16 protein-coding genes and 1 pseudogene are annotated in these 21,545 nt (G+C 72.5%); 12 read left to right on the top strand and 5 right to left on the bottom strand.

Annotation, left to right across the window (positions count from 1 at the left end; genetic code table 11):
* Positions 1 to 118 precede the first annotated feature (118 nt).
* The 8 genes and pseudogenes from ACFYT4_RS23510 (at position 119) to ACFYT4_RS23475 (ending at position 9,578) form a co-directional block, all read left to right on the top strand.
* Positions 119 to 802 carry a two-component system response regulator gene (locus tag ACFYT4_RS23510; RefSeq protein ID WP_389272257.1) on the top strand — a complete coding sequence of 228 codons (684 nt, stop codon included), beginning with the start codon at positions 119 to 121 and terminating at the stop codon, positions 800 to 802.
* A gap of 320 nt (positions 803 to 1,122) precedes the next feature.
* Positions 1,123 to 3,894 (top strand): DNA translocase FtsK, encoded by a 2,772-nt coding sequence (locus ACFYT4_RS23505; protein WP_389272255.1) that lies wholly within the window; start codon positions 1,123 to 1,125, stop codon positions 3,892 to 3,894.
* 351 nt (positions 3,895 to 4,245) lie between these two features.
* On the top strand, positions 4,246 to 5,079 hold the full coding sequence (locus ACFYT4_RS23500; RefSeq protein WP_389272283.1) for a helix-turn-helix domain-containing protein: 834 nt from the start codon (positions 4,246 to 4,248) through the stop codon (positions 5,077 to 5,079).
* 119 nt (positions 5,080 to 5,198) lie between these two features.
* A pseudogene (gene rimO / locus ACFYT4_RS23495) lies at positions 5,199 to 6,665 on the top strand (30S ribosomal protein S12 methylthiotransferase RimO); the annotation flags it as partial.
* A gap of 215 nt (positions 6,666 to 6,880) precedes the next feature.
* The gene (gene pgsA, locus ACFYT4_RS23490; RefSeq protein ID WP_389272252.1) at positions 6,881 to 7,546 is read left to right on the top strand and encodes a CDP-diacylglycerol--glycerol-3-phosphate 3-phosphatidyltransferase; all 666 of its coding nucleotides are present in this window, start codon (positions 6,881 to 6,883) and stop codon (positions 7,544 to 7,546) included.
* Positions 7,543 to 8,064, top strand: a complete 522-nt coding sequence (locus ACFYT4_RS23485; protein WP_389272249.1) for a CinA family protein — start codon at positions 7,543 to 7,545, stop codon at positions 8,062 to 8,064. The genes pgsA and ACFYT4_RS23485 overlap by 4 nt, the downstream gene beginning before the upstream one ends.
* Positions 8,065 to 8,173: 109 nt before the next feature.
* Positions 8,174 to 8,557 carry a helix-turn-helix domain-containing protein gene (locus ACFYT4_RS23480; RefSeq protein ID WP_019889909.1) on the top strand — a complete coding sequence of 128 codons (384 nt, stop codon included), beginning with the start codon at positions 8,174 to 8,176 and terminating at the stop codon, positions 8,555 to 8,557.
* 550 nt (positions 8,558 to 9,107) lie between these two features.
* Entirely contained in the window at positions 9,108 to 9,578 is a 471-nt protein-coding gene (locus tag ACFYT4_RS23475; protein ID WP_389272246.1) for a Dps family protein, read from the top strand.
* A 351-nt stretch (positions 9,579 to 9,929) separates the two neighbouring features.
* On the opposite strand, the gene ACFYT4_RS23470 is transcribed toward ACFYT4_RS23475, so the two are convergent.
* Entirely contained in the window at positions 9,930 to 10,355 is a 426-nt protein-coding gene (locus ACFYT4_RS23470) for a hypothetical protein (RefSeq protein ID WP_389272244.1), read from the bottom strand.
* A gap of 652 nt (positions 10,356 to 11,007) precedes the next feature.
* Here ACFYT4_RS23470 and ACFYT4_RS23465 point away from each other — a divergent pair.
* Positions 11,008 to 11,292: a hypothetical protein gene (locus tag ACFYT4_RS23465; protein WP_389272241.1), complete on the top strand. Its 285-nt coding sequence runs from the start codon at positions 11,008 to 11,010 to the stop codon at positions 11,290 to 11,292.
* On the opposite strand, the gene ACFYT4_RS23460 is transcribed toward ACFYT4_RS23465, so the two are convergent.
* The 3 genes from ACFYT4_RS23460 to ACFYT4_RS23450 all read right to left on the bottom strand — a co-directional run bounded on the left by ACFYT4_RS23460 (position 11,255) and on the right by ACFYT4_RS23450 (position 17,807).
* The gene (locus ACFYT4_RS23460) at positions 11,255 to 12,028 is read right to left on the bottom strand and encodes an SDR family NAD(P)-dependent oxidoreductase (RefSeq protein ID WP_389272238.1); all 774 of its coding nucleotides are present in this window, start codon (positions 12,026 to 12,028) and stop codon (positions 11,255 to 11,257) included. The two genes, ACFYT4_RS23465 and ACFYT4_RS23460, sit on opposite strands and share 38 nt — an antisense overlap.
* A gap of 139 nt (positions 12,029 to 12,167) precedes the next feature.
* The gene (locus tag ACFYT4_RS23455; protein ID WP_389272235.1) at positions 12,168 to 12,980 is read right to left on the bottom strand and encodes an Fpg/Nei family DNA glycosylase; all 813 of its coding nucleotides are present in this window, start codon (positions 12,978 to 12,980) and stop codon (positions 12,168 to 12,170) included.
* Between the two features lie 168 nt (positions 12,981 to 13,148).
* Positions 13,149 to 17,807: an ATP-dependent helicase gene (locus ACFYT4_RS23450; protein WP_389272232.1), complete on the bottom strand. Its 4,659-nt coding sequence runs from the start codon at positions 17,805 to 17,807 to the stop codon at positions 13,149 to 13,151.
* 108 nt (positions 17,808 to 17,915) lie between these two features.
* Here ACFYT4_RS23450 and ACFYT4_RS23445 point away from each other — a divergent pair, with 108 nt between their 5' ends.
* The 3 genes from ACFYT4_RS23445 to ACFYT4_RS23435 all read left to right on the top strand — a co-directional run bounded on the left by ACFYT4_RS23445 (position 17,916) and on the right by ACFYT4_RS23435 (position 20,574).
* The gene (locus ACFYT4_RS23445; protein WP_389272229.1) at positions 17,916 to 18,758 is read left to right on the top strand and encodes an AraC family transcriptional regulator; all 843 of its coding nucleotides are present in this window, start codon (positions 17,916 to 17,918) and stop codon (positions 18,756 to 18,758) included.
* Positions 18,759 to 19,336: 578 nt separating this feature from the next.
* Positions 19,337 to 20,269, top strand: coding sequence for an AzlC family ABC transporter permease (locus ACFYT4_RS23440; RefSeq protein ID WP_389272226.1), 933 nt, complete (start codon positions 19,337 to 19,339; stop codon positions 20,267 to 20,269).
* Positions 20,266 to 20,574, top strand: coding sequence for an AzlD domain-containing protein (locus ACFYT4_RS23435; RefSeq protein WP_389272224.1), 309 nt, complete (start codon positions 20,266 to 20,268; stop codon positions 20,572 to 20,574). The genes ACFYT4_RS23440 and ACFYT4_RS23435 overlap by 4 nt, the downstream gene beginning before the upstream one ends.
* A 13-nt stretch (positions 20,575 to 20,587) precedes the next feature.
* On the opposite strand, the gene ACFYT4_RS23430 is transcribed toward ACFYT4_RS23435, so the two are convergent.
* Positions 20,588 to 21,517, bottom strand: coding sequence for a hypothetical protein (locus ACFYT4_RS23430; protein WP_389272221.1), 930 nt, complete (start codon positions 21,515 to 21,517; stop codon positions 20,588 to 20,590).
* Between the last annotated feature and the right edge of the window lie 28 nt (positions 21,518 to 21,545).

The raw sequence follows: 21,545 nt of genomic DNA, 5'->3' as shown, positions 1-21,545 counted from the left end.
ACCATGACCGGCACAAGGACGGGCGGCGCAAGGGAGTCGTCCCCTGGGGCGGCGCCCGGTGCGTCCCCCGTGCTCATGGAGCCGGGGAGACCCCAAGCCGGGGCGAGGAGGACGGGGCATGGTGCAGAAGGCCAAGATCCTCCTGGTCGATGACCGGCCGGAGAATCTGCTGGCGCTGGAGGCCATTCTCTCCGCGCTCGATCAGACGCTGGTGCGGGCATCGTCAGGGGAGGAAGCGCTCAAGGCGCTGCTGACAGACGACTTCGCGGTCATTCTGCTTGATGTGCAAATGCCCGGAATGGATGGATTCGAGACGGCCGCGCACATCAAGCGGCGGGAGCGGACGCGGGACATCCCGATCATCTTCCTCACCGCGATCAACCACGGCCCCCACCACACCTTCCGGGGTTACGCGGCGGGCGCGGTCGACTACATCTCGAAGCCGTTCGACCCCTGGGTGCTGCGCGCCAAGGTGTCGGTCTTCGTCGAGCTGTACATGAAGAACTGCCAACTGCGTGAGCAGGCCGCCCTGCTGCGGCTCCAGCTCGAAGGCGGCGGCCGGCCCGCCGCGGGCTCCAACAACAAGGAGCCGGCCGGACTGCTCGCCGAGCTGTCCGCGCGGCTCGCGGCGGTCGAGGAGCAGGCGGAAGCGCTGTCCAAACAGCTCGACGACGACTCCGCCGACGCGGCGGCCGTCGCCACCGCCGCCCATCTCGAACGCAAACTCACGGGTTTGCGCAGGGCCCTGGACGCGCTGGAGCCCGGCACCGGCGGAGCGCCCACGCTTCCCTCGCAGAACTGAGCCTCTCGTTCGGGATCCTGCCGGGCTCGCGGGTCCTCCGTAGCCCCTTCGGGCACGGTGGGGGGCCCGGCCGTGGCGGGCGGTGTCCCCGGCACCGCCGATCACGCTCACCTCGTCCGGCCCGATCCGCCGGAAGGAACCCGGCGCCCGGTTCACCGGGCGGGCACCGACCGGACGGAACAGGCCACGCCGCACGGAACGGCCCCGCTCACCCTCCGTGGTTGAAGGAGCGTCACCTCGGCGCCTCCCCGAGGCGACACGTGGGGGTGAACCCGTAAGCACACGTGTCCCCCGCCTCTCGCACCGGTAACCTCACCATCATGGCCTCACGTACGTCCGGCAAGGGTTCCCAGGGCACGGCCGGCACCGCGAAGCCGCGCCCCGGGCGTACGAGCGGCGCCTCCGCGGCCGCGAAGAAGGCGGCTCCCGCGAAGAAGGCCGCGGCCAAGAAGACCGCACCCGCCAAGAAGGCGGCCACCAGGCCGCCCAGAAAAGCGGCGGCCAAGAAGCCCGCGCCCAAACCGGCACCGTCCCCCACAGGGGGCGTGTACCGCCTCGCGCGCGCCCTCTGGCTCGGTGTCGCGCACGCCGTGGGAGCGATGTTCCGCGGCATAGGGCGCGGAGCCAAGGGACTCGACCCCGCCCACCGCAAGGACGGCCTCGCCCTGCTGCTGCTGGGCCTCTCCCTGATCGTCGCGGCCGGCACCTGGTCCAATCTGCGCGGCCCGGTCGGCGATCTGGTCGAGATGCTGGTGACCGGCGCCTTCGGCCGGCTCGACCTGCTGGTGCCGATACTGCTGGGCGCCATCGCCGTGCGCCTGATCCTGTATCCCGAGAAGCCCGACGCCAACGGCCGGATCGTGATCGGCCTCTCGGCCCTCACCATCGGCGTCCTCGGCCAGGTCCACATCGCCTGCGGCTCCCCGGGCCGCGGCGAGGGCACCGAGGCCATACAGGATGCCGGCGGTCTGATCGGCTGGGCCGCCTCCAAGCCGCTGATCTTCGCCATGGGCGAGGTGCTCGCCGTACCGCTGCTCCTTCTGCTCACCGTGTTCGGTCTGCTCGTCGTCACGGCGACGCCCGTGAACGCCATTCCGCAGCGCCTGCGGCAGCTCGGCGTCAGACTCGGTCTCGTCCAGCCCGTGTACGAGCCCGGCGCGGACGCCGAGGCCGCCGGCGACGACGAGCGTTACGAGGAGCAGTGGCGCGGCGCCGTACCCGCGCGCGGACGGCGCTCCGCGCGCCGGAGCGATGCGCCGGAGTACGACCCCGACCAGGCTGAGTCCGAGGCCCTTCAGCACCGCAGGCCCCGCCGGGGGTCCGTGCAGCCCGCCATGGACCGCCCGATGGACGCCGTGGACGTGGCGGCGGCAGCGGCGGCGGCCCTCGACGGCGCCGTGTACAACGGGCTGCCCCCGTCCCCGCTGGTCGCCGATCTGACCAAGGACGTCACGGCCGACCGGCAGCGTGCCGCGTCCCCGGTGCCGTCCGCGCGTGAGCCGGAGCGGCCCCCCGCCGAACCCGGGGCGAAGCCGTCCGTACCGGATCTCACCAAGCCCGCGCCCGATGAGACCCAGCCGCTCCCGCCGCGTGCCGAACAGCTCCAGCTCGCCGGGGACATCACGTACTCCCTGCCCTCGCTCGATCTGCTGGAGCGCGGCGGCCCCGGCAAGACCCGCAGCGCGGCCAACGACGCGGTGGTCGCCTCGCTGACGCAGGTCTTCATGGAGTTCAAGGTCGACGCGGCCGTCACCGGCTTCACCCGGGGGCCGACGGTCACACGGTACGAGGTGGAGCTGGGCCCGGCCGTGAAGGTCGAGCGGATCACCGCGCTCACCAAGAACATCGCGTACGCCGTCGCGAGCCCCGACGTACGGATCATCTCCCCGATCCCCGGCAAGTCCGCGGTCGGCATCGAGATCCCCAACACCGACCGCGAGATGGTCAACCTCGGTGATGTGCTGCGGCTGGCGGACGCGGCCGAGGACGACCATCCGATGCTGGTGGCGCTCGGCAAGGACGTGGAGGGCGGCTATGTGATGGCCAACCTCGCGAAGATGCCGCATGTGCTCGTCGCGGGAGCGACCGGATCCGGCAAGTCGTCCTGCATCAACTGCCTGATCACCTCGATCATGATAAGGGCGACCCCCGAGGACGTCCGGATGGTTCTCGTGGACCCCAAGCGGGTCGAGCTGACCGCGTACGAGGGCATTCCGCACCTGATCACGCCGATCATCACCAACCCCAAGCGCGCCGCCGAGGCGCTCCAGTGGGTCGTGCGCGAGATGGATCTGCGCTACGACGACCTCGCGGCCTTCGGCTACCGGCACATCGACGACTTCAACCAGGCCATTCGCAACGGCAAGGTCAAGCTGCCGGAGGGCAGCGAACGCGAGCTCCAGCCGTACCCGTATCTGCTGGTCATCGTGGACGAGCTGGCGGACCTGATGATGGTCGCCCCGCGCGATGTGGAGGACGCGATCGTCCGGATCACCCAGCTGGCGCGCGCGGCCGGCATCCATCTGGTGCTGGCCACCCAGCGGCCGTCCGTCGACGTGGTCACCGGTCTGATCAAGGCGAACGTGCCCTCGCGGCTCGCCTTCGCCACCTCGTCGCTCGCCGACAGCCGGGTCATCCTGGACCAGCCCGGCGCGGAGAAGCTGATCGGCAAGGGTGACGGGCTCTTCCTGCCGATGGGCGCGAACAAGCCCACACGTATGCAGGGCGCCTTCGTGACCGAGGAGGAGGTCGCGGCCGTCGTCCAGCACTGCAAGGACCAGATGGCCCCCGTCTTCCGCGACGACGTCACGGTCGGCAGCAAGCAGAAGAAGGAGATCGACGAGGACATCGGCGACGACCTCGACCTGCTGTGCCAGGCGGCCGAACTGGTGGTCTCCACCCAGTTCGGGTCCACGTCCATGCTCCAGCGCAAGCTGCGCGTCGGCTTCGCCAAGGCGGGCCGGCTGATGGACCTGATGGAGTCCCGGAACATCGTCGGTCCCAGCGAGGGTTCCAAGGCGCGTGACGTTCTCGTGAAGCCCGACGAGCTGGATGGAGTGCTGGCCGTGATCCGGGGGGAGTCTCCTTCCTAGGACGTCACGTGCCGAGGACCGGAGCGAGGAGGCGGAGTCAGGGCCTCGGCTTCCGCTCCGGTCCGGGCCTCGGCACCGGTCCGGCTTCGGCTCCGGGGGAGCTCCACCCCCGTGGGAGAGGCGCGTCCCGCCATTCGGGCGGGCCGGACTCACCCGTAAGGGAGGCAGAGCAACCGTTTCCCCCGGCGCTACGTCAAGTTGGAGAAGGGGACGGAAAAATGTGTTCCACCATCACGGATGTGCCGGCCATTCCGATGGCGTACAAAGTCCCTCCGCCCGGTTGCCCCACCCTTTCGTACCACCCATAGACTGAACCTCCGGCAGGTGGTTACACGCTCGAAAGGCGCCCTCGTGTCCATCGGCAACTCCCCCGAAGACGACCGGCCTTCCGACCAGGACGACCGGCCTTCGATCGGCTACGTGCTCCAGCAGGCCCGTATCGACTCCGGCCTGACCGTCGACGAGGTCAGTGCCACCACCCGCGTACGCGTCCCGATCGTCCACGCCATCGAGCAGGACGACTTCACCCGCAGCGGCGGCGATGTCTACGCGCGCGGGCACATCCGCATGATCGCGAGGGCCGTCGGCCTCGACCCCGGCCCGCTGGTCGAGCAGTACGACGCCGAGCACGGCGGGCGGCCGGCGCCGACCCCCGCCGCGCCGCTGTTCGAGGCCGAGCGGATCCGGCCCGAGCCGCGCCGCCCCAACTGGACCGCGGCGATGGTCGCCGCGATCGTCGCCGTGGTCGGCTTCGTCGGCTTCACCCTCTTCAGCGGCGACGGCGACGAGGGCAACAAGAGCGGCCAGGTCGCGGAGGGACCGACGGCCGGCAAGTCGGCCGGTACGAAGAAGCCGTCCACGGACAAGCCCGCCGGCCCCGAGCCCGCCCCGACCGGGAGCGACGCCATCGCGGCCGTCCCCAAGGACAAGGTGACGGTCAAGCTGACCGTGCTCAAGGACAAGAGCTGGATTTCGGCCAAGTCCCACAACGGCAAGCAGATCTTCGACGGAACGCTCGCCAAGGGCGAGTCCAAGATCTTCCAGGACGACCGGCGCATCGACCTCATCCTCGGGAACGCGGGGGCGATCGAGCTGTTCGTGAACGGCAAGAAGGTCCAGGACGAGTTCGAGCCCGGCCAGGTCGAGCGGCTCTCGTACACCAGGGGAGACCCCGAGGCAGGCTAGGACGAGCGATTCCCAGGGCCGGTTCACACGGCTGACACCGCAGGTCGCAGGGGCCCCGGCGCCGCAAGGCCGGGAGCCTCGGGCAAGGGCGCCCGCCTGGACGAAGTAGTGTTGAGCCCATGCCCGAACGCCGTACCGTCGCCCTTGTCACTCTTGGCTGCGCCCGTAACGAGGTGGACTCGGAGGAGCTAGCAGGCCGTCTGGCAGCGGACGGCTGGGAGCTGGTCGAGGAAGCCGCCGACGCGGATGTCGCGGTCGTCAACACCTGTGGCTTCGTCGAAGCGGCCAAGAAGGACTCCGTCGACGCCCTCCTCGAAGCCAACGATCTCAAGGACCACGGCCGCACCCAGGCCGTGGTCGCCGTCGGCTGCATGGCCGAGCGGTACGGCAAGGAACTGGCCGACGCGCTGCCCGAGGCCGACGGCGTTCTGGGCTTCGACGACTACTCCGATATCTCCGACCGGCTCCAGACCATCCTCAGCGGCGGTGTCCACGCCTCGCACACCCCCCGTGACCGGCGCAAACTCCTTCCGCTCAGCCCGGTCGAGCGCCAGGGGGCAACCGATGTGGCCCTCCCCGGGCACGGGGAGGCCGTCGCGCTTCCCGAGGCGCCCGCCGATCTCCCCGAGGGCGTCGCGCCCGTCTCCGGTCCGCGCGCACCGCTGCGGCGCAGGCTCGGCACCAGCCCGGTCGCGTCCGTCAAGCTCGCCTCCGGCTGCGACCGGCGGTGCACCTTCTGCGCCATCCCCTCGTTCCGGGGCTCCTTCATCTCCCGGCGCCCCGGCGATGTGCTCGGCGAGACGCGCTGGCTGGCCGAGCAGGGCGTGAAGGAGGTCATGCTCGTATCGGAGAACAACACCTCCTACGGCAAGGACCTCGGCGACATCCGGCTGCTGGAGACCCTGCTTCCGGAGCTGGCGGCGGTCGACGGCATCGAGCGGGTGCGGGTCAGCTACCTCCAGCCCGCCGAGATGCGGCCGGGGCTGATCGACGTGCTGACCTCCACGCCCGGTGTCGCGCCCTACTTCGACCTCTCCTTCCAGCACTCCGCGGCCGGGGTGCTGCGGTCGATGCGGCGTTTCGGCGACACCGAGCGGTTCCTCGAACTGCTGGAGACCATCCGGGCCAAGGCCCCGTACGCCGGTGTGCGCTCCAACTTCATCGTCGGTTTCCCTGGGGAGAGCGAGGCGGACTTCGCCGAGCTGGAGCGCTTCCTCACCGGAGCGCGGCTGGACGCCATCGGTGTGTTCGGCTACTCCGACGAGGAGGGCACGGAAGCGGCCTCGTACGAGAACAAGCTGGACGGGGAGATCGTCGCCGAGCGGCTCGCGCATCTGTCCCGGCTGGCGGAGGAGCTGACCGCGCAGCGCGCCGAGGAGCGGATCGGGGAGAGCCTGGAGGTGCTCGTCGAGTCCGTCGACGGTGAGGACGGCGCGATCGGCCGGGCCGCTCACCAGGCGCCGGAGACGGACGGCCAGATCGTGTTCACCGCCCGCGAGGGCCTGGTGCCCGGGCGCATGGTCAGGGCCGTGGCCGTCGGCACGGAGGGGGTCGACCTGGTGGCCGAGTACCGCGGTCTTCCGGAAGCGGACCATCAGGTTCTGGTGGGCGCGGTCGCTCCGGGCTCGGATCGCGCGGTTCCGGCGGGTGCCGGTGCGGCCGGTACCGGCACCGCGGCTCCGGACGCCCGTGAGGCGCGGAAGGCGCCGGCCGAGGCCGGGCACACGGCGGCCCTGGCGGCCTCGCATGCCTTCGGCGGGCCGGAGGGCGGCCGCCGCGGGCGGGGCGAGGAGGCGGGCAGATGACCGGAGTGCCGGCGTCCGCGGGGGGCGGGACCGGAAGGCCCGCACCCGGCGGCAAGCTGGGCGCTGCGGCCGTCAACCAGGCCAGCCTCTGGAACATCGCCAACATCCTGACCATGATCCGGCTGGTGCTGGTGCCCGCGTTCGTGGTCCTGATGCTCCAGGACGGCGGATACGACCCGGTCTGGCGGGCCTGGGCGTGGGCCGCGTTCGCCGTCGCCATGATCACCGATGTCTTCGACGGCCATCTCGCGCGCGCGTACAACCTCGTCACGGACTTCGGGAAGATCGCCGACCCGATCGCCGACAAGGCGATCATGGCGGCCGGTCTGATCACCCTGTCCGCGCTCGGCGATCTGCCGTGGTGGGTGACCGGTGTGATCCTCTTCCGTGAGCTGGGGGTCACGCTGATGCGGTTCTGGGTGATCCGGCACGGAGTCATTCCGGCCAGCCGCGGCGGCAAGCTGAAGACGCTCGCGCAGGGCACGGCGGTCGGGATGTACGTCCTGGCGCTCACCGGGGGGCTGGCGACCCTCCGCTTCTGGGTGATGGCCCTCGCCGTGGTGCTGACGGTCGTCACGGGGCTGGACTATGTGCGCCAGGCGATCGTGCTGCGGCGCAGGGGGCTGGCCAAGGAGCGCGGCACCGCCCTGGACCAACGGTGACCGAGGTCCGTACAGCGGCGGCGCGGGTTCTCGCGCTGCTTGCGGAGCGTGGCGAGACCCTTGCCGTCGCCGAGTCCCTCACGGGCGGTCTGGTGGCCGCGGAGCTGACCTCCGTACCCGGAGCATCGACGGCCTTCCGCGGGTCCGTGACGGCCTACGCGACGGCCCTGAAGCGGGACGTTCTCGGTGTCGACAGGGCCCTTCTGGCGGAGCGCGGCGCGGTGGACCCCGAGGTGGCGCGGCAGATGGCGGCGGGAGCCCGTACGGCCCTGGGGGCGGACTGGGGCATCGCCACCACCGGCGTCGCGGGCCCGGAGCCCCAGGACGGCCGCCCGGTCGGAACGGTCTTCGTGGCCGTATCGCGACCCTGCGGAGGTGAGAAAGTGGCCGCGCTGAGGTTGAACGGGAGCCGGGCGGAAATCCGTAGAGAGAGTGTACGGAGCGTGCTCGCGCTGCTCTCCGGCGAACTGCGGGAAAATGCGCGGGCACAGGATACGGAACAGAACGGGGGGAATTGATGTTTGCAGCCCTGAGTGAACACGACATCGCTCCCCGCACGGCCGCAGCGCGAGGCGGTACGGTGGGGCGTGAAGGATGCGGCTACGCGGTCCGAGGAGGGAGCCACCGATGATTCTGCTCCGTCGCCTGCTGGGTGACGTGCTGCGTCGGCAGCGCCAGCGCCAGGGCCGTACTCTGCGCGAAGTCTCCTCGTCCGCCCGAGTTTCGCTCGGCTATCTTTCCGAGGTGGAGCGGGGGCAGAAGGAGGCTTCCTCCGAGCTGCTCTCCGCGATCTGCGACGCGCTTGACGTACGGATGTCCGAGCTCATGCGTGAAGTGAGCGACGAACTCTCGCTGGCCGAGCTGGCCGAGTCGGCAGCGGCCAGTGAGCCGGTGCCTGCGCCAGTACGCCCGATGCTCAATTCCGTCTCCGTGACGTCGGTGGCGGGTGTGCCGACGGAGCGGGTGACGATCAAGGCGCCGGCGGAGGCTGTCGACGTCGTTGCCGCCTGACCCGTCGTCCGTACGGCCGGTGTGCCGTCGGTACGAGGTTCGGAGCGGTCCGGTTCGAGCGGCTCGGTTCAGGTCCGAGCCGTTGTGATACGGGCCGAGCCCCGGTCGCTGCCCCGGTGAGGGCGGCGGGCCGGGGTTTTTGTGTTGCCCGTCCGGGAGCGGGTACCCGCTGCCGCGACCCGGACATCGACGGCGGTGCGCGGTGTACGCGGCGCCGGGGCCGTGGCTCCTGGATGTGCGGTGTGCCGGTGGCGGCCGGGGTTTCCCGGGGTGCGGTGTACCCGCGGTGTCCCGGGGTGCCGGTGGGGTGCCGGTTCACGGGTCCGGTGGCCTGTGAGGGGTGCCGTGGCCGGGGCGCGGTGGCCGTGCGGTGCTCTGCGGGCCGGGTGCTCGGTGCGAGGCGGTCCTGACCTGGCGGCTTCCGCTTCGGTCCGCAGGAGTGGCCGACCGGATGAGCCCGGTGGAGGGCGTTGCGCACCATCCCCGAAATGTTCCGCTCGGGTCGATATGTCATGGTGGGAAATGGTCTTGCAACCGAGTGGAGGAACGCATGTCTGTCGTGAAGAGCCCGCTGTCCGACGCCGACCTGAAGACGGTCGGAGAAGCACTTCAGGGCGCGCTCGTCGATCTGGTTGACCTCGGGCTCGTGGCCAAGCAGGTCCACTGGAACGTGATGGGGCCGCGGTTCCGTTCCGTGCATCTCCAGCTCGACGAGGTCGTCGACACCGCCCGGCTGCACTCCGACACCGTGGCCGAGCGCTGCTCGGCGATCGGAGTGACCCCTGACGGGCGGGCCGCCACCGTGGCGGCCCAGAGCGCGATCGGCACTACCCCCGACGGCTGGATCAAGGACGTCGACGCCGTCCGCACCCTGGTGGACGCGCTCGGCGCGGTGATCGCCCGTATGCGCGAGCGCATCGCGGTGACCGGGGACCCGGACCCGGTGAGCCAGGACATCCTGATCGGGCTCACGGCCGACCTGGAGAAGCACGCGTGGATGTTCCAGGCGGAGAGCGCCTGACCCGGTCGGTGGCCGCCCGATGGCGTGGCGGTCCCGTGGCCTGATCGATCAACGGGCCGGTGGCGGGCGGTCGTCGCCCACCGTCGCGGTCGGCCGTGGATGTGCCGCGTACCGGTGTGCGGCGTGCGGTTGTGCCGCGTCCGGGTGTGTTGCGTCGGGCGCTGGCCCCTGGCGGCAGGGGAGACGGCCCCCGAGGAGTGAGTCACTCCTCGGGGGCCGTCCCGCGTACCGGTCCTGCCCGAGCGCGTGCCGGGGGTCTGCCGGTGGCGGACCAGCGGTGGGCCGTCCGGGCGGCGCGGCCGGTACGTGGCAGGTGGCCGGCGAGCGGTGTCCGGTGTCCGGGAGGCGTGTCTACACCTTGCAGAAGCCGTCCTTCAGGGCCTGGTTGAGCTTCTTGCCCTGTGTCTCACTCGTGTTCACGCCCTTGTAGCTGAAGCGCTGCGAGGCGAGCCAGTCCAGCTTGGGGGCCTTCGCGTGGATCGCCGCGCACTGGTTCAGTGCGGCGAGGACGGCCTTCTCCTCGTGCTCGGCCGCGTCCGGGGCCACCTTGCCGATGGTGGCGAGCAGTTCGGCGCGCTTGGCCCCGGTGGGCTCCTCCGGGACGCCGGCGGCTTTGCGCGCACTCGCCTGCTGCTCCGGGGTCACCGCCTCGGCGGCGCTGCCGCCGGGGGGTGTCGGCTTGTCCGAGGCCTGCTTGTCCGGCTCGGGCTTCGCACCGCAGGCGGTGAGAGCCAGGAGCACGCTGATGACGGCGGCCGTGGTGAAGCGGGTACGCATGTTTCTCCTGGGACGGTTGTTGGGACCGTCATCATCGAGCACCTGTGCGCACGGTGTGGGGGAAACGGCGAAGCGCGCACCTGCGCGGCGTCACCGGTGTCCGGGCACACCGGACTTGTCATGCCTTTGGCGGCGCGGCGAGCGGGTGCGTGCGGGTGAAGTGCCTGCGGGTGCGGGTGCGGGTGTGGTGCGTGCGGCGTGTGCCTGTGGGTGCGTATGTGCGTATGTGCGTGGTGCGGCCAGGAGAGTGCCGGCGAGGTGGATGGGGGGTTTGAGCCGGATCGCCCTCGAACGGGCGCCCAGCCCGCTGTGTGCGGTTCTGGATGCGGCCCGGGTGGTCCCGGGGGAGACTTCCGGTGGATGTCCCGGGTACATGTGCGTGGACCGGGAGCGTACGGGCCGCGTAACCCCGTGGACGGGCCCGGCGCCCGGTGCCGGCGCACGACTGCCGTGCCGGTGCCGGGCCCTGATGCGTGTCTGCTGGTGCCTGGTCGGTGGTTCGGCCCGGTGAACGGGCCGGCTTGTTGAACCGGGCCCCTGGACAGGCGCGTGGGTCGCCGCGCGCGCCCGGGTCCCGTGCGCCGGGCTTGCATCCGGTGCGCCTCCCTCGGTGGGGTGGCGCCGGGCTAGCGTGGACCGGAGGGAGGCAGCCATGGTGCGACGCGAACCCGTCCTTGTGCCAGCGGCCGCCCGCGGGCTCGTGCTGGCCGCGCTGGCGGGCGGCGGGCTGTGGTGGTGGGCCGTCATGAGGCTCGTACTCGTCCCGGAGCGGACCGGGCTCGTGGAGGGAGCCGTGGCGGCAGGCGGATGGGGGCTCAGCCTGCTGCCGGTCCACGTGACCGCCTTCAGGGGCGCTTCCGCGGGTGCCGGGGGCACCGCGGGCGCTGTGGACGGCGGTGTCACCAGGGCATGGCGACGCCGCCGTTCGGGCGGATGATCTGACCGGTCGTGAAGGAGGACGCGTCCGAGGCCAGATGCAGCACCGTGTGGGCGATGTCCTCGGGCTCGCCGACACGGCGGAGCGGGGAGATCCGGACCATCGCCGCCTCGGCCTGCCGCTGGAGCGTCGCGTCATGGCGGTCGGTCATGGGCGTACGGACCCAGCCGGGGGCGACGGCGTTCACCCGGATGGCGTGCGGGCCCAGTTCGGTCGCGAGGGTCCGGGTCAGCTGGACCACCGCCGCCTTGGCCGCGCTGTAACAGAGCAGACCGGCGTTCGCGGCGTCCACGGCCCCGGAGGCCATGGTGACGAGGGAGCCGGGGGTACCCGCCGCGATCATGGCGCGGGCCGACTCCTGGCATGCGTACAGAACCCCCTTGAAGTTGACGGCCAGCACGCGGTCGAGGTCCTCGTCCCGGGTCTCCAGAACCGTGCCGCTGTGCATGATCCCGGCGATGGCGGCGAGGATGTCGAGCCGTGCCGCCGCGGTTACGGCGGCGACCGTGGCCCTCACCTGCGCGCGGTCGGTCACGTCGAGCGGGTGGACGTACGCCGTTCCGCCCGCGTCCGCGATCAGTCTGCGCGTCCCGGCCAGGCCCTTCTCGTCGACGTCGGCGCAGTGGACCGTGGCCCCGGCCTCGGCGAGCAGTACGGCGGATGCTCTGCCGATCCCGCCGGCCGCTCCGGTGATCAACGCGGTCCGGCCCGTGAGGTCGTACGCCTTGAGTGGCATGCCGGGACCGTACGACCATATCTGACGGACCGTCAACCATGCTGCCGGCGCCCGCCGACGGACCGACAGGTCTGCCCGGCTGGGGAGTTCGCCCACCGGGCGGTCGGCCGTGCCGTCCGTCGGCCTCTCGGGAGGTTCGTCAGACGGCCGGTCCGGTCTGACACCCCGGGCACCAGTAGGTGACGCGCTCGCCGCCCCCGCCGTCGCCCTGGGCCGCCTTGCGGACGAGGGTTCCGCAGCGCAGACAGGGCAGGCCCTCGCGGCCGTAGACATACAGCCTGGAACGGCGGGTGGCGGCGGTGCCCCCGGGCGTGGTCCGGCGGTCGAAGGTGTTCTTGTTCGCTTCGAGGAGCCGGTGGGCGGTGACGACCAGCCGCTCGGGAACCCCTTCGGGCAGGCCGCCGACCGGGAGCCAGGGCGTCACCCGTGCCAGAAACGCCAGCTCCGACTTGTACACATTGCCGATCCCGGCGAGATTGCGCTGGTCGAGGAGCGCCTCGCCGAGCGCGCGGCCCGGATCGGAGAGCAGATTCGCCAGGGCTGTTCCCGCGTCCCAGTCGGGGCCCAGCAGGTCCGGGCCGAGATGGCCCACGGCCTTCGCCTCGTCATCGGTGCGCAGCAGCTCCAGCACGGGCAGCCGGTAGCCGACGGCCGCGTAGGAGACATTGCCGAGGACGGCCCTGATCTGGTGTGCCGGGCCGCCGCGCCACCGCTCGCCCGCTGCGAAGACGCGCCAGGCGCCGTCCATCCGCAGATGGGAGTGGAGGGTGAAGCCGCCCTCGATCCGGGTGAGGAGATGCTTGCCGCGCGGGGTGACGTCCAGCACCGTCCTGCCGGTGAGGTCGGCGGTGGCGAACCGGGGAACCCGCAGATCGAACCGGGTGAGGCTCCGCCCGGCGAGGGCGGTGTGCAGTCGCTTCGCGGTCTGCCAGACGGTGTCTCCTTCGGGCATGGCATCCATGATGCGCGACGCGGGCCGTCCGGGCCGGGTGAGGAGGTCCGGGTGGGCCGGGGACGTCCGGGCGTGGACGGGTGGGAGCCCCGGGCCGGTGTCTTCGGGCGGAGGGGGTTTGCCGAGCGGTACCCGGGACGGGCGGTCCGGCCCGGCGGCTCCGATGCGTCAGGGACGCAGCCGCAGCCCCCGGGGTGTGGCGTGGAAGCCCGCGGCCTCCAGGAGCCGGGAGAGGGGCGAGGACAGCGCCGGGACGCCGTTGGCCCGCTCGACCGTCACGGTGCCCAGCGCGCCCGCCCGGGCGGCTTCCGCCAGGGCCTCGGCCGCCGCGGGGAGCGCGGGGGAGCCGGGGTCGGCCGACCAGGCCAGCAGTGTCTTGCCGCCGCGCTCCATGTACAGCGTCAGCTCGCCGTCGACCAGGACCACCAGGGAGCCGGCCTTGCGGCCGGGCTTGTGACCGGCGCCGTCCGGGGGCTCGGGCCAGGGCAGGGCGGCCCCGTACGCGTTGGCGGGGTCGGCGGCGGCCAGGACCACCGCCTGCGGTGCCGCACGGCCGTCGCCGCGCTCCCGCGCGGTCGCCGCCGCGCGCAGCCGGTCCACCGCGCCGTCCATGGCGAACTGGGCCGCCCCCAGCCCCTCCACCACATAGCCCCTGCGCGCCTGGCCGCTGTCCTCGAAGGCGGACAGGACCCGGTACGTCGCCGAGAACCCGCCCTCGACCCCCTCGGCCGCCACGGCGCCCCGGGTCACCACCCCGTGGCGGTCCAGCAGGGTGTGGGCCAGCGCGTGCGCGCGATGCGTCGGATCGGGCTCGGCGGCCGGGAGCAGCGACCATCTGCCGCTCACGGTCGGCGGACCGCTGCGGGAGGCGGGCCGGGCGGCCGCCGTCAGGCTTCCGTACCTCCCCCGTGGCACGGTCCGCTTCGCCCGGTGGGCGGTGGAGCCGGCGGTGCGACCCGAGCCGAGCAGTGAACGCAGCGGTGACAGCGTGTCGTTGGTGAGCCGTCCGGACCAGGCGAGCTCCCAGATGGTGTCGGCCAGCTGCGGATCCGTCGCGTCCGGGTGGGTGGTGGCCCGGACCTGGTCGGCGATCTGACGGAAGAACAGGCCGTACCCGGGCCCGAGGGCGGTGAGTACGGATTCGTGGAGCGCGGTGAGCTCCAGGGGGTGGGGCCGGGAGAGGAGCACCGGCGCGGCATCGGCGAGATAGAGGGAGATCCAGCCGTCCTTGCCGGGCAGTGCTCCCGCGCCCGCCCAGACGACTTCGCCGGTGGTGGTCAACTCGTCCAGCAGCGCCGGGCCGTACCCCTGGACACGGGAGGGCAGGATCAGCTTCTCCAGTGCGGAGGCGGGGACCGCGGCACCCTGGAGCTGCTCGATCGCGCGCGCCAGCCCGTCGATCCCGCGCAGACCGTGGCCTCCCAGATGCTGCCACTGGGGGAGGAAGGTGGCGAGCGCGGCCGGCGGGACGGGTTCCAGCTCATGGCGCAGCGCCGCCAGGGAACGCCGGCGCAGTCGGCGCAGCACGGTCGCGTCGCACCACTCCTGGCCGATCCCGGAGGGATGGAACTCGCCCTGCACCACCCGGCCCCCCGCGGCCAGCCGCTGAAGCGCCCCGTCCGTGACGGCCGCACCGAGACCGAAGCGCGCCGCGGCCCGTGCCGAGGTGAAGGGGCCGTGGGTGCGTGCGAACCGGGCCAGCAGATCGCCCAGCGGATCCTTGACGGGCTCGGTGAACGCCTCCGGGACCCCCACCGGCAGCGCGGTCCCCAGTGCGTCCCGCAGCCGGCCGGCGTCCTCGACCGCCGCCCAGCGGTCCTCGCCCGCGACCCTGACCCGGATCGCCCGGCGGGACGCGGCGAGCTCCTTCGGCCAGCGCGGATCCGAGCCGCGCTCGGCCAGTTCGGCGTCGGTCAGCGGGCCCAGCACCCGCAGCAGATCGGCGACCCCCTCCTCGTCCTTGATCCTTCTGTCCTCGGTGAGCCACTGCAGCTCCCGCTCCAGCTCGGTGAGGACATCGGGGTCGAGCAGCTCGCGCAGCTCGGCCTGGCCCAGCAGTTCGGACAGGAGCCGGGAGTCCAGCGAGAGGGCGGCCGCGCGCCGCTCGGCGAGCGGTGAGTCCCCCTCGTACAGGAACTGGGCGACATAGCCGAACAGCAGCGAGCGGGCGAACGGCGAGGGCTCGGGTGTGGTCACCTCGACCAGCCGGACCCTGCGGGACTCGATGTCGCCCATCAGCTCGGTGAGCCCCGGCACGTCGAAGACGTCCTGGAGGCATTCCCGTACCGCTTCGAGGACGATCGGAAAGGACCCGAACTCGCTCGCCACCTGGAGCAGCTGGGCCGCGCGCTGGCGCTGCTGCCACAGCGGGGTGCGCTTGCCGGGACTGCGCCGGGGCAGCAGCAGGGCACGCGCGGCGCACTCGCGGAACCGGGAGGCGAACAGCGCGGAGCCGCCCACCTGGTCCGTGACGATCGAGGCGATCTCGCCCTTGTCGAAGAGGGCGTCGGCCGCGCCGACCGGGGCCTGCTCGCTGTCGAACGCCGTGTCCACATGGACCGGGTCCTGGTCGAGAAGGTCCAGGCCCATCAGGTCGGCGTCCGGCAGCCGCAGCACGATGCCGTCGTCGGCGTGCATCACCTGCGCGTCCATGCCGTACCGCTCGGCGAGGCGGGCGCCGAGGGCCAGCGCCCAGGGGGCGTGCACCTGGGCGCCGAAGGGGGAGTGGATCACCACCCGCCAGTCGCCCAGCTCGTCGCGGAACCGCTCCACCAGGATCGTCCGGTCGTCGGGCACATGCCCGCACGCCCGGCGCTGCTCGTCGAGATAGGCGAGGACATTGTCGGCGGCCCAGGCGTCCAGGCCCGCGGCCAGCAGTCTCAGCCTGCCGTCCTCGGCGGAGAGGGCGCCCACCTCCCGCAGGAACGCGCCCACCGCGCGCCCCAGTTCGAGCGGGCGGCCCAGCTGGTCGCCCTTCCAGAACGGCAGCCTGCCCGGCACCCCGGGGGCGGGGGAGACCAGGACCCGGTCGCGGGTGATGTCCTCGATGCGCCAGGAGGTGGTGCCCAGGGTGAAGACGTCGCCCACCCTCGACTCGTACACCATCTCCTCGTCCAGCTCCCCGACCCTGCCCCCGCCCTTCTTGGGGTCCGCGCCCGCGAGGAAGACGCCGAACAGTCCGCGGTCCGGGATCGTGCCCCCCGAGGTCACGGCGAGGCGCTGCGCGCCGGGCCGGCCCGTGACCGTGCCCGCCACCCGGTCCCAGACGACACGGGGACGCAGCTCGGCGAAGGCGTCGGAGGGATAGCGTCCGGCGAGCATGTCGAGGACGGCCGTGAAGGCCGACTCCGGCAGCGAGGCGAACGGCGCCGCCCGGCGCGTCAGCGCCAGCAGGTCGTCCACCTGCCAGGTGTCCAGCGCGACCATGGCGACCAGCTGCTGCGCCAGCACGTCCAGCGGATTCGACGGAACCCGGAGCGCCTCGATAGAGCCCGTGCGCATTCGCTCGGTGACCACGGCGGCCTGGACCAGATCGCCCCGGTACTTGGGGAAGACGACCCCAGTGGAGACCGCGCCGACCTGATGGCCCGCACGGCCCACCCGCTGGAGGCCGGATGCCACGGACGGCGGCGACTCGACCTGGACGACGAGATCCACCGAGCCCATGTCGATGCCCAGCTCCAGGCTGGAGGTGGCCACCACGGCGGGCAGCCGGCCCGCCTTGAGATCCTCCTCCACCAGGGCGCGCTGCTCCTTGGAGACCGAGCCGTGGTGTGCGCGGGCGAGCAGGGGCGGGGCGCCCTGCGCGGCCCCCGACTGGGCCATGATCTCGGCCGGGACGGCCGCCCCGGGCGCGGCGGTGGCGGAGCCGGGCGAGTCGAACGGGGTGCCGGTGGCTCTCTCGTACGCGATCTCGTTCAGCCGGTTGCACAGGCGCTCGGCCAGGCGGCGGGAGTTGGCGAAGACGATGGTGGAGCGGTGCGACTGGACGAGATCGGCGATCCTCTCCTCGACGTGCGGCCAGATCGAGGGTTTGTCGCCGCCGGACGGGGCCGGCGAGGTCTCGGAGGCCGGCGACCCGCCCAGCTCCCCCAGGTCCTCCACCGGCACCACCACCGACAGATCGAACTCCTTGCCCGACCGCGGCTGGACGATCTCCACCTTCCGCCGGGGGGACAGATAGCGGGCCACCTCGTCCACCGGACGCACCGTCGCGGACAGACCGATACGGCGGGCAGGGCGCGGCAGCAGCTCGTCGAGCCGCTCCAGCGACAGGGCGAGGTGGGCGCCCCGCTTGGTCCCGGCGACGGCATGCACCTCGTCCAGGATCACCGTCTCCACACCCGCGAGCGCGTCCCTGGCCGAGGAGGTGAGCATCAGGAACAGCGACTCGGGTGTGGTGATCAGGATGTCCGGCGGTCTGGTGGCCAGCGTCCGGCGCTCGGCGGCCGGGGTGTCCCCCGAGCGGATACCGACCCGGACCTCCGGCTCGGGCAGCCCCAGCCGCACCGACTCCTGGCGGATACCGGTGAGCGGGCTGCGGAGATTGCGCTCCACATCGACCGCCAGGGCCTTCAGCGGTGATACGTACAGCACGCGACAGCGCATCCTGGCCTCGGCGGGCGGGGGCGTGGACGCCAGCCGGTCCAGGGCGGCGAGGAAGGCCGCGAGCGTCTTCCCCGAGCCCGTCGGGGCGACGACCAGGACGTCCGAGCCCTCCCCGATCGCCCGCCAGGCCCCTTCCTGCGCGGCGGTGGGCGCGCTGAACGCTCCCGTGAACCAGCTCCGGGTCGCGGGAGAGAAGGAGTCGAGCGCAGTCCTGGCCATGTCCCCCATCGTGCACCGCACCACTGACAATCGACGCCTGCATCGAGAAGGTGCAGGTCAGAAGGGGTTCGGCGGAAGATGCGGCGCCGTGCGAGGCACAATGGCCGCATGAGCGGTCCGGCGCGGAGCGAATCGGCGAGGCACTGGCGGTACGACGAGCTGCCGGGCCTCGAACTGCTCAGCGCCCGCTATGTCCGGCACGCCTTTCCCCGCCACAGCCACGACAGTTTCCTCCTCGGTTCCGTGATCAGCGGAGTGGAGCGGATGCGTGTGTGGGAGGGCGTCGTCGACGCGGGGCCCGGTGAGGTCATCCTGTTCAATCCCGAGGTGCCGCACTCCGCCCGGTCGGGAACTCCCGACGGCTGGGCGTACGTCGCCCTCTACCCCTCGGCGGACCTGGTCCGGGAGATCGCGCGCGAGGTGAGCACCGTACGCGGGACGCCCGGCTTCCGCGAGGTTCTCGTCGACGACCCCGGAACCGCCGCGCTGATACCCGGCGTCTACCAGGCGGCCGAAGCGGGCAACGCGCTCGCCGCCGACAGTCTCCTGAGGGTCGCCGTGGCCCGGCTGCTCGGCAGTCACGGCGGGAGCCTGGCCTCCTCCCGTACGCCCAGGGCGTCCGGTGCGCGTACGGCGGCCCTGGCCAGGGCACTGCTGGAGGAGCGCATGACCGAGCCGCCCTCCCTGGAAGGGCTCGCGCTGGAGCTCGGCACGAGCCCCTTCGCGCTCTTGCGCGCCTTCAAGGCGCAGTACGGGATGCCGCCGCACACCTGGCTCACCGACGCCCGCGTACGCCGTGCCCGTGGCCTGCTGGACTCCGGGACCGCGCCCTCCGATGTCGCGGTCGCCGTGGGCTTCAGCGACCAGCCGCATCTGAACCGCCATTTCACCCGGATCGTGGGTGTGCCACCCGGCGCGTACCGCAAGGAGCGCGCTGGAGCGCGCTCTTAGGGCGTTTCTGATGGGTTTTGCTGGGCTCGCGTGCCCTGGTACCGCGCCTCTCCCCCGCAGCCCTGCGGGCACGGGTGGTGCCCCCGGCGTTGTCTGTCGTCGGTCGCCGATGGCCCCCTGTGCCCTGCAGGTATGGGGGTACCCCCACCGCAGTGGCTTCCTCCTCCGCTTTGCGATCCACGGCACCAGACCCCGCTCACTGACCCAGCCTGACCCATCAGAAACGCTCCAGGCGCCTCCGTGCCGCCCGGACAGGGCCTGGCGCGGCGCCCCGGCCCGGGCGCCGGTCCCGGTCCCGGCGGAGGCCCCCGGCGAGGTCTCGATCCGCGGCCGGGCCGGCGGCGCGGGGAGCCGGGGCCGGTCACCGGCACCCGGAGCGCGAGCCCGCGCGTGGACCCGGGCCCGGACCGGGCGGCTCCGGGGGCGCGGTGCCGGGCGGTGCCCGGGACGGGGAACCGCTGCCCAGGGAGGGCCGGGAGCCGTGACGCCGTGCCTTATCGGGACGGGCACGGGATACCGGGTGCCGGGCGCAATAACGTACAAGACCGGTGAGCCGCTTTCCGCGTAGCCTGCGCCGAATGGCAGAGAAGACAGCTCACACAGAGAGCCCTCCACCGAACCGCCCGGCGTCCTCACCGAGGGCGGCGCGCACCGCGGAGCCCGTGTCCAAGCCGGACTCCGCCGTCGTCCGTGACGCGCTGGGCGTGGGTGTGGCGGTCGGGCTCTCCGGGTTCGCGTTCGGCGTGACCTCCGCCGGGTCCGGGCTCAGCCTTCTCCAGACCTGTGCGCTGAGCCTGCTGGTCTTCACCGGAGCGTCGCAGTTCGCCCTGGTCGGAGCGATCGCGGCGGGCGGCAATCCGCTCACGGCCGCCGCGGGGGCCTTCTTCCTCGGCGTGCGCAACGCCTTCTACGGGCTGCGGCTGTCCCAGCTGCTCGCCCTGCCCCGTTTCGTGCGGCCGTTCGCCGCGCACTGGGTGATCGACGAGACCGCCGCCGTCGCCCTCGCCCAGCCGACACGGCGGGCCGTGCGCCTCGGCTTCACCGTGACCGGCGCGACGCTGTACGTGCTGTGGAACCTGACCACGTTCCTCGGTGCGCTGGGCGCCGAGGCCATCGGCGACACCGGTGCCTGGGGGCTGGACGCCGCCGGCCCCGCCGTCTTCCTGGCGCTGCTCGCGCCCATGCTGCGTACCGCCACCGAGCGGGCGGTGGCCGGGCTCGCCGTCGTCCTCGTACTGGGCCTGCTGCCTGTGCTGCCCGCCGGAGTGCCCGTGCTGGTCGCCGCGCTGGCCGCCCCCGCCGTGCTGTGGCTCAAGGGGCGGGGGACCGGGGTCGGCACCGCCGGGGCGAAACGTTTCGGAACAACCGGGGAGGGCAGCGCCCCCTCGGCGGCGGACCGCCGTGACAGCGCGGCGGACGACGGGGAGGTCACGACGGACGACGCCGACATCGCGGGGGACGGCGGAGTGAAGAACCGCCGGGAGAAGCGGGAGAAGGGTGAGAACCGGTGAGTGTCTGGATCGCGATCGGAGCGACCGTCGTCGGCTGCTATCTCGTCAAGCTGGCCGGGCTGCTCGTCCCCGCCAACGCCCTGGAGCGCCCGCTCGTCCAGCGGCTGGCGGCCCTCCTCCCCGTCGCCCTGCTGGCCGCACTCACCGCGGAGCAGACCTTCGGCACGCACGGCGGCCTCGAACTCGACGCCCGTGTGGTCGGCCTGGCCGCGGCCGCGCTGGCGCTGGTCCTGCGGGCGCCCTTCTTGGTCGTCGTCGCCACGGCGGTGGTGGTCACGGCGGGAGTGCGGGCCATCGGCGGCTGAGGGCGCGTGCCGGTCAGCCGATGGGGTGTCCGTACGCACCGAGTGTGCGCAGCGCCTCGATCGTCACCATCGGCCGCGCCTCCAGCGCGATCGTCGGTGCCCACTGACGCCAGTTGACCGGCCAGCCGCCGTCCTCCCGCTGCTCGCCCGCCAGGTGCTCCAGCGAGCGTTCCATCTCCTCGTCCGTGAACCAGCGCCGGGCCAGCGACCGGGGCGTGCGGGCGTAGTCGTACGGATGGTGGTGCTCGCCCGGCGCGTAACCGTCGGCGACCGGGAAGTCGCCCGGCCGGGCGGGGTCCAGCACGGCGAGGCGCTGCTCGCGCACCAGCCGCCCGAGCCGGTCGGCGGCGGCCTCGGCACGGGCACGGTCCGGGACGCCGTCCAGGAAGGCGACGGCGGCCTCGATCTCGTACGGGTGGGACTTCTCCAGCGACTCCACCGCCGCCCAGCAGAAGTCCGTGGCCCGGAACAGCCAGGCGTGCCACACCTCGTTGCGGTGCAGCAGCCCGACCACCGGGCCGGTCGCCAGCAGCTCTCCCGGCGGGTTGTCCACGACGGGGATGAACGGCGCCGCCGGATAGCCGCGCTGCGACGGGTGGATCGCCGGCAGCGCGCCGTCGGATGTCGACACATCGGTGAAGTAGCGGCACATCCGCTCCACGCGCAGTCCGCTGCAGCGGCCGATGGAGTCCAGGACGCGCAGCGCGTGAGCCGTGTGCAGGGGCTGACTGACCGGACCGCGCAGATCCGGTTCCAGGGCGTGGCCGTAGCCGCCGTCCTCATTGAGATACGGGGAGAGCGCCGCCTCCACGGCATCGGGGGCGCCCTCCAGGAAGTGGAACGCGAAGCGCCGTTGCTCCAGCACCCGGGCGGTGAGCCAGACGAAACGCTCGGCACGGGCGAGGGGCGACGCAGATGAGAGGCTTGTTCCGGATCCGGCCATGTTCCGACCGTACGGCGGAAAGGGCTTG

The sequence above is a fragment of the Streptomyces sp. NPDC004609 genome (assembly GCF_042873655.1).
Lineage (GTDB): Bacteria > Actinomycetota > Actinomycetes > Streptomycetales > Streptomycetaceae > Streptomyces.
This window is presented reverse-complemented; position numbering and strand designations above follow the sequence as displayed.